This is a genomic window from Hansschlegelia plantiphila (genome assembly GCF_027922265.1).
Lineage (GTDB): Bacteria > Pseudomonadota > Alphaproteobacteria > Rhizobiales > Methylopilaceae > Methylopila > Methylopila plantiphila.
In genome coordinates this window covers 247,750-261,278 of the sequence record NZ_BSFI01000007.1, presented here as the reverse complement: position 1 = coordinate 261,278, position 13,529 = coordinate 247,750, and the positions used below count along the sequence as shown (strand labels likewise).

The 13,529-nt window shown below is 69.5% G+C and carries 10 protein-coding genes; 2 read left to right on the top strand and 8 right to left on the bottom strand.

Annotation, left to right across the window (positions count from 1 at the left end; translation table 11 throughout):
* Window positions 1–173: 173 nt before the first annotated feature.
* Window positions 174–896: an EAL domain-containing protein gene (locus PKE75_RS07565; protein WP_271168103.1), complete on the top strand. Its 723-nt coding sequence runs from the start codon at window positions 174–176 to the stop codon at window positions 894–896.
* A 257-nt stretch (window positions 897–1,153) separates the two neighbouring features.
* On the opposite strand, the gene putA is transcribed toward PKE75_RS07565, so the two are convergent.
* Window positions 1,154–4,807, bottom strand: coding sequence for a trifunctional transcriptional regulator/proline dehydrogenase/L-glutamate gamma-semialdehyde dehydrogenase (gene putA, locus PKE75_RS07560; protein WP_428979118.1), 3,654 nt, complete (start codon window positions 4,805–4,807; stop codon window positions 1,154–1,156).
* A gap of 60 nt (window positions 4,808–4,867) precedes the next feature.
* Here putA and amaB point away from each other — a divergent pair, with 60 nt between their 5' ends.
* Complete coding sequence (gene amaB, locus PKE75_RS07555) at window positions 4,868–6,382, top strand: L-piperidine-6-carboxylate dehydrogenase (protein ID WP_271168102.1); 1,515 nt, start codon at window positions 4,868–4,870, stop codon at window positions 6,380–6,382.
* Window positions 6,383–6,384: 2 nt separating this feature from the next.
* Here the strand turns inward: amaB and PKE75_RS07550 are convergent, their stop codons facing one another.
* The 7 genes from PKE75_RS07550 to PKE75_RS07520 all read right to left on the bottom strand — a co-directional run bounded on the left by PKE75_RS07550 (window position 6,385) and on the right by PKE75_RS07520 (window position 13,436).
* On the bottom strand, window positions 6,385–6,837 hold the full coding sequence (locus PKE75_RS07550; RefSeq protein ID WP_271168101.1) for an NfeD family protein: 453 nt from the start codon (window positions 6,835–6,837) through the stop codon (window positions 6,385–6,387).
* A gap of 3 nt (window positions 6,838–6,840) precedes the next feature.
* Window positions 6,841–7,818 (bottom strand): SPFH domain-containing protein, encoded by a 978-nt coding sequence (locus PKE75_RS07545; RefSeq protein ID WP_271168528.1) that lies wholly within the window; start codon window positions 7,816–7,818, stop codon window positions 6,841–6,843.
* A 506-nt stretch (window positions 7,819–8,324) separates the two neighbouring features.
* Window positions 8,325–9,374 (bottom strand): ferrochelatase, encoded by a 1,050-nt coding sequence (hemH, locus tag PKE75_RS07540; protein ID WP_271168100.1) that lies wholly within the window; start codon window positions 9,372–9,374, stop codon window positions 8,325–8,327.
* A gap of 255 nt (window positions 9,375–9,629) precedes the next feature.
* The gene (locus tag PKE75_RS07535) at window positions 9,630–9,974 is read right to left on the bottom strand and encodes an antibiotic biosynthesis monooxygenase family protein (RefSeq protein WP_271168099.1); all 345 of its coding nucleotides are present in this window, start codon (window positions 9,972–9,974) and stop codon (window positions 9,630–9,632) included.
* A gap of 29 nt (window positions 9,975–10,003) precedes the next feature.
* On the bottom strand, window positions 10,004–10,705 hold the full coding sequence (locus tag PKE75_RS07530; protein WP_271168098.1) for a DUF1045 domain-containing protein: 702 nt from the start codon (window positions 10,703–10,705) through the stop codon (window positions 10,004–10,006).
* A complete protein-coding gene (locus PKE75_RS07525; protein ID WP_271168097.1) occupies window positions 10,702–11,841 on the bottom strand; it encodes an alpha-D-ribose 1-methylphosphonate 5-triphosphate diphosphatase in 1,140 nt (379 codons plus the stop codon). Before PKE75_RS07525 ends, PKE75_RS07530 begins: the two co-directional genes overlap by 4 nt.
* On the bottom strand, window positions 11,841–13,436 hold the full coding sequence (locus tag PKE75_RS07520; RefSeq protein WP_271168096.1) for a gamma-glutamyltransferase family protein: 1,596 nt from the start codon (window positions 13,434–13,436) through the stop codon (window positions 11,841–11,843). Before PKE75_RS07520 ends, PKE75_RS07525 begins: the two co-directional genes overlap by 1 nt.
* Between the last annotated feature and the right edge of the window lie 93 nt (window positions 13,437–13,529).

Sequence of the window (13,529 nt, the reverse complement as noted above, 5' to 3'; positions counted from 1 at the left end):
CATGTCTTTTCACGTATCCGCCGGTAACGACCAGTAAAGCGTTAAGCTAGCATGCTCACCGGAGCTCGCGCGGACCGATGCGCCTGTTGAGGAAAGATGGCATGAGCGCCGGCAATGAATCTCTAGACCTATTGGCTGAAGCCGGGTGCCCCGGCTGCCGGACTCCGTTCGCGATGGACCTGACGATGGCGTTCCAGCCGATCGTGGACGTCTCCGACGGCTCGGTCTTCGCCTACGAAGCTCTGGTGCGCGGATTGGACGGCTCGGGCGCGGGCGCCGTGATCTCGCAGGTCACGGAAGAGAACCGCTTCGCCTTCGACCAGCTCTGCCGGCGCCGCGCCGTCGAGCACGCCGCCCGGCTCGGCGTCGAGAGCAAAGTCAGCATCAACTTCATGCCGAACGCGGTCTATCAGCCGGCGCTGTGCCTCGGCACCACGCTCGCCGCCGCCCGCCGCCACGACTTCCCGATCGAGCGCATCATGTTCGAGGTCACCGAGGGCGAGCGGATCGAGGACCGCCCGCATCTCAAAGCCATTCTCACGGAATACAAGCGACAGGGCTTCATCACCGCGATCGACGATTTCGGCGCCGGTCATTCCGGCCTGAACCTGCTCGCGGAATTCCAGCCGGACGTCATCAAGCTCGACATGGAGCTTGTCCAGGGGATCGCGACGGACCAGGTGCGGCAAGCCATCGTCACCGCCATGGTGAGGCTCGCGGGCGAGCTCGGCGTCGCGCTGATCGCCGAAGGCGTCGAAACCCAAGCGGAATTCTCGGTCCTGAAAGGCGCAGGCGTCACCCTGATGCAGGGCTATCTCTTCGCACGCCCCGGATTCGAGACGCTGCCCGCGGTCGATTTCGATTTCACGACGCCGGCCGGACGAGCGGACGCCTGAAAAGCGGAGGGGCCGCCCTTGCGGACGACCCCTCCCATTGCAGATGACGGTCCTGAAACGACCGAAACCCTCGCCTCAATCAGGCGCGAACCCCAGTGAAGGCCAGGATCCAGGTTACGGCGTTCTCGGAACGTCGATCGTGACAATGAGACACTGGATCACCTCCTTTCGGTTGTTGACGACCCGCAAAATATCGACGCCCTGGACGAGTCGCGCAAGCGCGTCGCGGCACTTTTTTCGGCAGGCTCATTTGTTGCTCAGCCATCCAGGGTCATCAGCGCTGCGTCGCCGCCCGCCGCCGCCACGTTCACGCTGACGCTGCGCTCCGCGACGAGCCATTCCAGCGGGATCGCCCCATCGTCGTCCCCGCGCGGCGTGACATGCACCGGCACGATCTGGCCCGCGAGCGCCGCGGTCTCGCGGAGCGCGGCGAGGATCTCGCGTTCGTCGTCCTCCACGAGGACAGCCGACAGCGGCCTGTCCTGCCGCAGGCGGCCGATCATCACCCAGTCGGACAGCGGCGCCGGCAGCCGGGCGAGATGGCCCTCGATCGCCGGAGGCCCGGCCGCCAGCGCGACATTGCCCGTCGCGAGCGCGGCGCCGATCTGGACGATCAGCCCTTCCTCGCTCCGGGCGCGGCAGAGCACCGCCCCGCACGGTCGAAGCTCGTAGGTGTTCCGCTCGCCGACCGGACCGGGGAGCGCAAGCGCGGCGCCGAGCGGCGAACGCGCCGCAAGGGCCCGGCAGCGCGCGGCGAGCGCATGGCGGCCGCTCGTCAGCAGCCATGCGGCCCACGCCTCCGCCGCGGGGGCGGCGGCGCCGTGGAGTTCAAGGTCGGCCGGGGCCTGAGCGACGAGCCGGCGGAGATAAAGCGGACCGCCCGCCTTCGGGCCCGTGCCTGACAGGCCATGCCCCCCGAACGGCTGCGAGCCGACCGCTGCGCCGATGATGTTGCGGTTGACGTAGACATTGCCGGCGGCGACCGCGCCGAGCGCCCGCTCGATGGTCTCGTCGATGCGCGTGTGCAGGCCGAAGGTCAGCCCGTATCCCGTGGCGTCGATCTCCCCGAGCAACCGTCCGAAATCTTCACGCGCATAGCGGACCACATGCAGCACCGGGCCGAAGACCTCGCCCTCGAGATCCGACAGCCGGCCGATCTCGATCAGCGTCGGCGCGACGAAGGCGCCGCCCGAACATCCGGCCGGCGGCGCCGCGGAATGCACCGGAAAACCCCTGCCGCGCATCGCGGCGACATGGTCCTCGATCGCGCGGCGCGCCTGCTCTGAAATCACCGGCCCGACATCCGTCTCGAGCTTCGCGGGGTCGCCAACGTCGAGCTCGGCCATCGCCCCGCGCAGCATGGCGAGCATGCGGTCGGCGACGTCCTCCTGCACGCAGAGCGCCCGCAACGCGGAGCAGCGCTGACCGGCGGAATCGAAGGCCGACGCCACCGCGTCGACCACGACCTGTTCGGCGAGAGCCGACGAATCCACCACCATCGCATTCTGCCCACCGGTCTCGGCGATCAGCGGAACCGGCCGGCCGTCCGGTCCCAGCCTCTCCGACAGCGCCCTCTGGATGAGCCGGGCGACCTCCGTCGAGCCGGTGAAGACCACGCCGCAGGCGCGCCTGTCCGCGACCAGCGCGGCGCCGACCTCGCCGGCGCCCGGCAGCAGCTGGACGACCTCGTCGGGGAGTCCAGCCTCGTGCAGGATCGCGACGGCGGCCGCTGCGGTCAGCGGCGTCTCCTCGGCGGGCTTCGCCAGGACCGGGTTTCCCGCCGCCAGCGCCGCGGCGACCTGACCGGTGAAGATCGCGAGCGGGAAATTCCAGGGGCTGATGCAGACCACCGGTCCGAGCGGCCGCGCGCGCGGCCCCCACGGACGGACTTCGGACGCGTAATAGCGCAGGAAGTCGACCGCCTCCCTCACTTCCGAAAGCGCGTTGGGCAGCGTCCGGCCCGCCTCGCGCACGATCAGCGCGACGAGCTCCAGCGTCCGCGCCTCCATGAGATCGGCGGCGCGCTCGAGCGCGGCCGCGCGGTCGGGCGGAGGCGACGCCGCCCAGGACGGCGCCGCCGTGACGGCGCGTCGGAACGCGGCGTCGATCGCTTCCGGCGAAACGTCCGCGACATGGCCTACGACGTCGTCGCGTCGCGCAGGGTTGAGCGCCGGCGACCACGCCCCTCCGGCGTCGGTCGGGCCAGCCGCCTGATGGTCGCGCCCGTAGCTCGCCGCGACGGCGGCGTGGAGCGCCGCGAGAACGTCGTCATTCGTCAGGTCGAGGCCCGCCGAATTGATCCGCGGGCGATAGAGATCCCGGGGCGCTGCGATCGCCTCATGCGGACGGCCGACGGGCGCGAGCGCCTGCGCCTCCGCCACGGGATCGGCGATCAGCGCGTCGATCGAGACCTCCGTATCGCCGATCCGGTTCACGAAGGACGAATTCGCCCCGTTCTCCAGCAGCCGGCGGACGAGATAGGCGAGCAGCGTCTCGTGGCTTCCGACCGGCGCGTAGACGCGGCACGGGCGATCCAGCTTCGCCGGGCCCACCACCTCGTCGTAGAGCGGCTCGCCCATGCCGTGCAGGCACTGAAACTCGTAAGCCTCGCGCGGACAGTCCGGCCCAGCCATCTCGCGGATCGTCGCGAGCGTCATCGCGTTGTGCGTCGCGAACTGCGGATAGAGGGCGTCCCGCGCGTCGAGCATCTTCCGGGCGCAGGCGAGATAGCTGACGTCGGTGTGGACCTTGCGGGTGAACACCGGGAAATCCGCGAGCCCCAGAACCTGGGCGCGCTTGATCTCGCTGTCCCAATAGGCGCCCTTCACCAGCCGCACCATCAGCCGCCGCTTGGAGCGCCGCGCGAGGTCGGCGAGCCAGTCGATGACGAGGCTTGCGCGCCGTCCATAGGCCTGCACGACGAAGCCGAGCCCGTCCCAGCTTTCGAGCGCGGGGTCGAAGCAGAGCGCTTCCAGCAGATCGAGCGAGAGTTCGAGCCGGTCGGCCTCCTCGGCGTCGATGTTGAGACCGACGTCGAGGCTCCGCGCGAGCCGGGCCAGCGCGATCAGCCTCGGCAGCAGCTCCGTCATCGCCCGGCTGCGCTTCGCCCGCGAATAGCGCGGATGCAGCGCCGAGAGCTTGACAGAGACGCCAGGCCCGTCGCGCCACCCGCGCCCGCCGGACGCGCGGCCGACGGCGCGGATCGCATGCTCGTAGACCGCGAGATAGCGCGCGGCGTCCTCCGCCGTCGTCGCCGCCTCGCCGAGCATGTCGTAGGAATAGCGGAAGCCCTTGCGCTCCCTGCGCTTCGCGCGAGACAGCGCCTCCTCGATCGTGCGGCCGGTGACGAACTGCTCGCCCATCATCCGCATGGCGAGATCGACGCCCGCGCGGATCAAAGGCTCGCCGCCGCGCCGCACGAGACGGACGAGCGCGGAGGACAGCGAGGTCTCGCTCGCGGTCGCCGTCAGGCGCCCGGTCACGACAAGGCCCCAGGTCGCTGCGTTCACGAACAGCGACGGACTGCGGCCGAGATGGGAGCGCCAGTCTCCGCGGCCGATCTTGTCGCGGATCAGCGAGTCGCGGGTCGCGGCGTCCGGGATGCGCAGAAGAGCTTCGGCGAGGCACATCAGCGCCACGCCCTCCTCGCTCGACAGCGCATATTCCTGCACCAGCCCCTCGACGCCGTCCGACCTCCCCTTGGCGCGGACCGCCTCGACGAGTTTGCGGGCGACGCCTTGCGCGGACGCGATCCGCTCCGGCGGCAGCCGCGCAGCCTCGATCAGCGGGGGCACGCAGTCCGGCTCCCGCCGCAGCGTCGCGGCGGTGATCGCTCCTCGCAGCGCGCTGCGGCGCGCCGCAGCCTGCGGGCGCCCTTCGGCCGGATCGGAAAGCGCCATCGCATCGGTCACATGCAGTCCTTCAGCCGTGCCTTCTCCCGGACGTCCGCTTCACCTGATATGGAGGAGATCATGACCGACAGCACGTCTCTCGCCGCGGAAACCTCGACGCTGCTCGCGCGCCTTGGCGTTCCGGCCGCGGCGCTGGGCGGCGGCGAGCTGGAGGCGCGCTCCCCGATCGACGGCCGGCCGATCGCGACCCTCTCGCTCACCCGCTCGCCGGCGGCGTCCATCGAGGCGGCGCACGCGGCGTTCCTCGAATGGCGCGACGTCCCCGCCCCGCGGCGCGGCGAGCTCGTCCGCCTGTTTGGCGAGGAGCTGCGGGCGGCGAAGGCGGATCTCGGCCGGCTCGTGACGATCGAGTGCGGCAAGATCCTCTCCGAAGCCCTCGGCGAGGTGCAGGAGATGATCGACATCTGCGACTTCGCGGTCGGCCTGTCGCGCCAGCTCTATGGGCTCACCATCGCGAGCGAGCGGCCGGAGCACCGGATGATGGAGGTCTGGCGTCCGCTCGGGGTCGTCGGCGTGATCTCCGCCTTCAACTTCCCCGTCGCGGTCTGGGCGTGGAACGCGGCGCTCGCGCTGGTCTGCGGCGACTCCGTGGTCTGGAAGCCGTCGGAGAAGACCCCGCTCGCCGCGCTAGCCGTTCAGGCGCTGCTTGAACGTGCGGCGGCAAGGTTCGGCCCTGCCCCGCAAAACCTCTCGACGGTGCTGATCGGCGGAGCGGCGACGGGCCAGGAGTTGGTCGACCATCCCATGGCGGCGCTCGTCTCCGCGACCGGATCGACCGCGATGGGCCGCGCGGTCGGGCCGCGCCTCGCGCGCCGCTTCGCCCGCGCGCTTCTGGAGCTCGGCGGCAACAACGCGGCGATCGTCGCTCCAACGGCCGACCTCGGCCTGACGCTGCGCGCCGTCGCCTTCGCCGCGATGGGGACGGCCGGACAGCGCTGCACGACGCTGCGGCGGCTGTTCGTGCACGAGTCGATCTACGAGGCGCTGGTTCCCCGTCTCAGGCAGGCCTACGCCAGCGTCGTGGTCGGCGATCCGACGGATCCGGCCACGCTGGTGGGGCCGCTGATCGACGGCGACGCCTTCGAGGCGATGCGGGCGGCGCTGGCGCGAGCCGAGACGGACGGCGGCAGGGTGCTCGGCGGGGAGCGGATCGCGATGCAGCAGGCGCCCGCCGGCTTCTACGTCCGTCCGGCGCTGGTCGAGATGCCCGCGCAGACCGGCCCGGCGCTCGACGAGACCTTCGCGCCGATTCTCTATGTCATGCGCTACTCGCGCCTCGACGAGGCAATCCGGCTGCACAACGTGGTGTCGCAGGGGCTGTCGTCGTCGATCTTCACCAACGACCTGCGCGAGGCGGAGCGTTTCCTGTCCGGCTCGGACTGCGGGATCGCCAACGTCAACATCGGTCCGTCCGGCGCCGAGATCGGCGGCGCGTTCGGCGGCGAGAAGGAGACCGGCGGCGGCCGCGAATCCGGCTCCGACGCCTGGAAGGCCTATATGCGGCGCGCGACCAACACGATCAATTTCGGCCGCAGCCTTCCGCTCGCGCAGGGCGTGACGTTCGATCTCGGGTGAGCTCAGTCCTCCGCCGCGACCACAAGCGTGATCCCCTCGGCCGCCATCACCCTGACGCGGGCGCCGGCCGGCAGGTCAGGTCCCGACACGCGCCAGGTCGTGTCGTCGATGCGCAGCCGCCCGTCGCCGCCGACGATCGCGCTGTCGAGGGTGAAGACCTTGCCGACATGGCGCTCCGCCCGCCGGTTCAGCATCGGCCGGTCGCTCGACGCCGCGTTGTCCGGCCGGCCGAGCCGCCACCAGACCACGGCGGCGCTAAGCCCGAGGATCGCGAAGGCCACCACCTCGATCTGCCAACCGGGATCGAACAGGAAGGCGATGATCCCCACGGCGATCGCGGCGACGCCGAGCCACAGCAGCACGGTGCCCGGCGCGACCAACTCGACGATCAGCAGCAGCAGGCCGAAGACCAGCCAGCGCCAGGCTCCTAGCGCGACGACGACGTTGGCGAGCACGGCTCAGACCGATTCCGGGCCGGGCGGGACGGCGGATCCCGCGGAGGGCACGCCGGGCCGCGAGCGCCCGGCCGTCCGCGCAGCCGGAGTCGCCGCGGCGCCGCCCGAGAAGGTGTCGCGCGCGATCTCCGCGATGCCGCCGAGCGAGCCGAGCAGCGCCGTAGCCTCGTAAGGCAGCACGAAGGTCTTCTGGTTTGGCGACGCGGCCATGGCCTTGAGCGCGTCGACGTATTTCTGCGCGATGAAATAGTTGAGCGCCGCGACGTCGCCCTTCGACACCGCATCGCTGACGAGGCTGGTCGCGGTCGCTTCCGCCTGCGCGGACCGCTCGCGCGCCTCGGCGTCGCGGAACGCGGCCTCTTTGCGGCCTTCGGCCTCCAGGATCTGCGCCTGCTTGGCGCCCTCGGCGACCAGGATCGAGGCGCGCTTCTCGCGCTCCGCCTTCATCTGCCGGCCCATCGAGGCGACGAGGTCGGCGGGCGGCGTGATGTCCTTGATCTCGATGCGGGTGACCTTGACGCCCCACGGCCCGGCCGCCGCGTCGACCACGTGCAGCAGCCGCGTGTTGATCTCGTCGCGCTGGGAGAGGATGTGGTCTAGGTCCATCGAGCCCAGCACCGAGCGGATGTTGGTCATCGTCAGCGCCATGATGGCGCGCTCGAGATTGGTGACCTCGTAGGAGGCCTGGGCCGCGTCGACGACCTGGTAGAACGCGACGCCGTCGACCAGCACGGTCGCGTTGTCGCGGCTGATGACCTCCTGGCTCGGAATGTCGAGAACCTGCTCCATGACGTTGATCTTACGGCCGATCTGATCGATGAACGGCACGATGATCGTCAGTCCCGGATGCAGCGTTCGGGTGTATTTCTGGAAGCGCTCGACGGTGTAGTTGTAGCCTTGCGGCACGGTCTTCACGCCCGCGAAGATCACGAAGATCACCAGCGCGGCGACGACGAGCGCCGCGATGTCGAAGCCCGACATGCCTAGCTGAGTCACAATTGAACCTCCCGCTGAACCGCAGATCACTATACATAATTGAGATGCTTGAGGATGGTGTATCAAGCATCCCCATATCAATAATGGCCTACTCGAATGATCGATTTTTGGGACTGGCGCGGGTGGAAGCGGGAGCTTCAGCAACAGTGGCACACTGGCCTCGGGCCGCACGAAGCGCGAGAGCAGACTAGGGCCATATGCGAAGGCGTCGTAAAAATCTTTGAGTGGTCTACTGTTGCGGGGGCCTTTTACGCCGCAGGTGAAAAAACATCGAGCTCCCTCGCAAATTTCATTGGCCTCATTATTGTAGCTATTACAACCATTAATATACTTAGCTATACGCCGTTCTTTTGGTCTGCAGGCGAACATAAACTTCCAGGAAGAAAAGAAGCTTATAGACGCTGGGCTCGTATCATTGTATTTTCACTATCAGTGCCTACACTGAATGCACTGATTTTAGCGACACTAAAGCCGTTAATTGCTTCGTTGATCTAGATCCAGCCCATCAGCTCCCGGCGGACGACGTGCTCGATCACGCGCATGCCCTCCTCCGAATCGTTGAGGCAGGGGATCGCCGCGAAGTTGGCGCCGCCATTGTGATGGAAGATCTCGGCGTTCTCGACCGCGATCTCCTCCAGCGTCTCCAGGCAGTCCGCGGTGAATCCGGGCATGCAGACCGCGAGGTTCTTCACCCCCTCCTTCGCCAGCGCCTCGACCGTCTTGTCGGTGTAGGGCTGCAGCCACTCGGTCGGCCCGAAGCGCGACTGGAACGTGATGCGGAAACGCTTTTCGTCCCAGCCGAGCGCCTCGCGCATCAGCCGCGCTGTCTTGTGGCACTGGCAGTGATACGGGTCGCCCTTCAGCAAATAGGACTTCGGCACGCCGTGGAAGGAGGCGAGGACGATGTCGGGCTCGAAGGCGAGCTTGGCGATTTCCTGTTTCAGCGACGTGGTCGCGGCCTCGATATAGACCGGATCGTCCGCCCAGGCCGGCGCGACCCGCAGCGCCGGCTGCCAGCGCATGGCTTTCAGCGCGTCGAACGCCTTGTCGCAGACCGTGGCCGAGGTCGCCGCCGCATATTGCGGGTAGAGCGGGACCAGCAGGATGCGGTCGCAGCCGGCCTTCTGGAGCGCATCGAGCCGCGACGCCATCGAAGGGTTGCCGTATCGCATGGCCCAGTCGACCATCAGCTGCGGCGCGGCGGAGGCGACCGAGGCGGCCAGTTTTTCGGACTGGCTGCGCGTGATGGTCTTCAGCGGGCTCTCGTCGCGCTCCCGATTCCAGATCGACGCGTAGTCCCTGCCCTTGCGGCCGGGACGCGTGGTCAGGATGATCCCGTTGAGCAGCGGCCACCAGATGACGCGCGGGGTCTCGATCACCCGGCGGTCCGACAGGAACTCCTTGAGGTAACGCCGCATCGACCAGTAGTCGGTGCCGTCCGGCGTGCCCAGATTGACCAGCAGCACGCCGATCCTTCCGACCTTCACGGGCGGGTGGTCGGCCGGAAGGTGGACGGCGTTCGAAGGAAATGACGCGTTCATTGGCTGCTGCGGCCGCCTTTGTCTGGAGAGGCTCTAGATAGAGAGCGGGCGCCGCGAAGTCATCCCGCCCGCCGGATCGGATACGCAGGCGCTTCGTGTTAGGATCGTGGCGGATGCGGCTCGGCCGATCTCAAGGGCATGACGGGCGATAGAGCCACGGTTTGTCGTCGAGATGCTGTCGCGATCTCCCGGAGATCGAACGCCGTCTCGCCGCCCTCGACGTCTTCGAAGGGCCGCCCTTCGCGGCCTGACAAGTCAGCCGTGCAGCGCGACGGCGTCCTCCGGCGCCTCGCCGCGCTCGGTCATGCCATAGTCGCGGATGACCGAGGCGACCCTGAGGCGATAATCGGCGAACACCTCGGACCGGCCCGCCTTCTGCATCGTCTGGTGGCGGCCGTGGGCGCGCCAACGGGTCAGCGCCGCCTCGTCGCGCCATACCGACAGCGAGAGGAACTTGCCCGGCGTCGTCACGCTCTCGAAGCGCTCGACCGAGATGAAGCCGTCCATCCGCTCCACGTCGGCCTTCAGCGCCATCGCCATGGAGAAATAGTCCGCGGCTCGGCCTTCGGCCGGCGTGACTTCGAAGATGACGGCGATCATCGGGGCGCCCTCCTTAGCTCCCGCGTCGTTCAACTCGCGGCGAACACGAACCGGTCGACGATCCTGAAATCCTCGCCCGGCGCCTCCTCCACATAGAGCGTCACGGCGTCGACCGTCGTCGGGACGCCGCCGACGTGGTCGGCGTAGAGCCCGGCGAGGCCGCTCATCACCAGCGGGATCGTCTCGGCCTGCAGCGGGCCGGTCAGGGTCATGTGGAAGCGGAAGTCCTCGAAGACGTAAGGATAGCCCCAGCGCGCCAGCGCCTCCCGCTGGCGCGGGTTGAGGCGGGCCTCGAGGCGGTGGGCCAGCTCGGCCTCGGCGAGCGGCGCCCGGAACGGCTCGAACGCCTCGACGCTGGCGGCCGCCAGCGCGTGCAGCGGCTCGGAATGCGCCGTCGGCGTCAGCGCCACGAAACTGTCGAGCGCGGCGATCCCGAGGTCGGGCAGCGCGAAGGAGCGCCGCTTGCGCGCGAACGTCCGGCCCGCCTCGACCAGATCATCCTCGCGCGCGCCCTCCGCCAGCCTGAACGGCGCCTTCAGCGTGGCGTGGAAGCCGTAGCGGCGCGGCTGGGCGGTGATGCGTGCCCAGTCCTCCGGACCGACGCCGGGGGGCGCCAGCGGCGGCTTGGCCGCGCCGGTCGCAGCGTCGTAGCCGAGCACCGACGAGCCGAACGACCACAGCGGCGTGCCGGGCGCCGGCGCGTAATAGATCGCGTAGCGGGCCCGGTTCACAGCACGCTCCGGCCGGCTGAGACGAGGCCCCGCACCACCGGCGTCTCCTTCAGGAACCTGAGGCGCACGAGGTCGGCGCGCAGGCCGACGGCGAGCCTCCCCCGGTCGGCGAAGCCGAGCATGGCGGCCGGCCGCGACGTGACCAGCGCGAAGGCGTCGTGCAGCGCCATGCCTACGGTCCGGGTGAGACGCTCGACCGCCTGCAGGAGGCTCGCCGGGACATAGTCGGACGACAACGCGTCGAGCACTCCGGCGCGCGCGAGCTCCTCGATCGCGACGCCGCCGGAGTGCGAGCCGCCGCGCACGACGTTCGGCGCGCCGCCGACCGTTGGGAGACCGGCGTCATGCGCCGCGCGCGCGGCTTCGAGCGTGGTCGGAAACTCCGAGATCGCGCAGCCCGCAGCGACCGATTGCGCGACGTCGGCGGCCGTCGTGTCGTCATGGCTTGCGAGCGGAACGCCCTGTTCGCGAAACAGCCGCACTGCGAGCGGCCAGTTCTCGGCGACCGCCTCCGCTCCATTCCGCATGCGCTTCTCCAGAAGGGCGTCGGCGTCCGCGACGTTCAGCCCCTCGCCGGTCATGAACCTCCGGAGGTCGGCGAGGTTCCTCCACTGCCGCTGTCCCGGCGTGTGGTCCATCAGCGAGGCGAGAGCGACCAGCGGCCGGCCGACATGCGGCGCGACGTCCTCGGGGAACTGCGGGTCGCTCAGTTCGCAGCGCAGATGCAGCCGGTGGTCGATGCGGAACACGTTCTCCGCCACGCCGGTCTCGATCGCGTCGACCATGTCGTGGAAGATCGCGCGCCGGTAGTCGTTGTCGGCGTCGTAGCCGCCGGCGCAGACGGCGTCACAGACGGTGGTGACCCCGGCGCCGGCCATCTGGATGTCGTGAACCAGCGCGGCGGCGAGCGGGTTCGGCCAGATCACGCCGGGCCGCGGCACGAAGTGCTTCTCGAGGTTGTCGGTATGAACCTCGACCAGCCCCGGAGCGACGAGATCGCCTTCGCAGTCGATCGCGCCCGCCGCCGCCGAGCGTCCTTCGGCGATCTCGCGGATCAATCCGTCCTCATGCACCAGCGTGCCGTCGACCACGCGGTCGGGGAGCACGAGCCGGGCGTTGGTCAGGATCGTCTCCATCAGGCGGCCGCCGCCCCGCCATCGGCCCTCGGATCGTGCGCGCCTTCGATCCGGCCGGAGGCGTCGCGCACGATCATGCCGGCGTGGCCGACCTCGTCGCTGAACGGCTCGTCGAGCGCGGAGAGCTCGTGGCCCATCGAGGCCAGCCGGTCGATCGTCGCGGAATCGAAGCGCGGCTCATATTTCAGCGAGGCGTCGTCCTCGCCCCAGGAGCGCCCGAGCCTCACGCGGGGGGCGGCGATCGCCTCGTCGATCGGCATGCCGAGCCAGACATGGCGCGAGAAGATCATCGCCTGGGTCTGCGGCTGGCCCTCGCCGCCCATCGTGCCGTAGACGATGACGCGGCCGTCATCCATCACCGCGAGCGGCGGGTTCAGCGTGTGGAACGGCTGGCGGCCGGGCGCGAGCGGGTTGTCGTCACCGTCCTGCAGCGAGAAGGCGGAGCCGCGGTTCTGCATCAGCACGCCGGTCGAGGGCAGCACGCAGCCGGAGCCGTACTCCCAGTAAACGCTCTGGATGTAGCTGATCGCGCGGCCGTCCTTGTCGATGGCGCCCATCCACACGGTGTCGCCCTCGTCGACCTTCGGCGCCGGAAACGCGGCGGCGCGGCGTGGATCGACGCCGCCCGCCTCGCGGTCGAGACGCTCCGGCGTCAGGTAGCTCTGCGGATCGGCCATCAGGGTGTCATAGTCCACGCACATCCGGCCGCGGACCCCGAAGGCTCGCTTGGTCGCCTCCACCACCGCATGGACGTAGGGCGCGTCGCGGTCGTCGGTCACGCCGAGGCGCTCCATCACGCCGAGGATGATGAGCGAGGCCAGCCCCTGCGTCGGCGGTTGCGAATTGTAGATCGTCCCGCCCCGGATCGGCATCTTCAGCGGCTGCAGCAGCCGGGCGCGGTGGGCGGCGAAATCCTCGCGCGACACCGGCGCGCCGATCCGGTCGAGATCGGCCGCCAGTTCGCGGGCGATGTCGCCCGTATAGAAATCGCCGACGCCGACCCGCGCGAGATGCTCCAGCGTATCTGCCAGCTTCGCCTGCTTCAGCGTCTCGCCGGCCGCGAACAGCTTGCCGTCGTTCAGATAGGTCTCGGCGAAGCCCGGCGCGGCGAGGATGTCGTCCCACAGCTTCGGGACCGTTCGAGCCTGGCAGGCGGAGACGGAAAACCCTTCGCGCGCCGCGCGGATCGCGTCGCCGAGCAACAGGTCGAGCGGCAGACGGCCGCCGGCCTCGGCGGAAAGCTCCAAAGCCGTCCGCCAGCCGTTCAGCGCGCCGGGCACGGCGAGCGCAGCCAGGGGGCCGCGGGCGGGAATCACGTCGTAGCCGCGGTCCCGGTAGAGCGGGATGGTCGCGCGCGATCCGGCGCGGCAGCAGGCTTCGAGGTAGCGCACCTTGCCGTTCGGTTCGCGCACCAGCCAGAAGCCGTCGCCGCCGATCCCGTTCATATGGGGGTAGACGACCGCAATGGTCGCGGCCATCCCGACCATCGCTTCGTAGGCGTTGCCGCCTTCGCGCAGGATCGAGCGGCCGGTCTCGGCGGCCGCGGAGTGGGGCGCGGCGACGACGCCGCGGTTCGAAACGGCTGTCCCGTTCATCAGGGCCCTTTTGGAGGTCGAGGCAGGGAGGCAAGGCGTATAGCCGGCGCCCCGCGGGAGCAACCCGCCCGTCTCGACGGCCGCGCGGAGCGT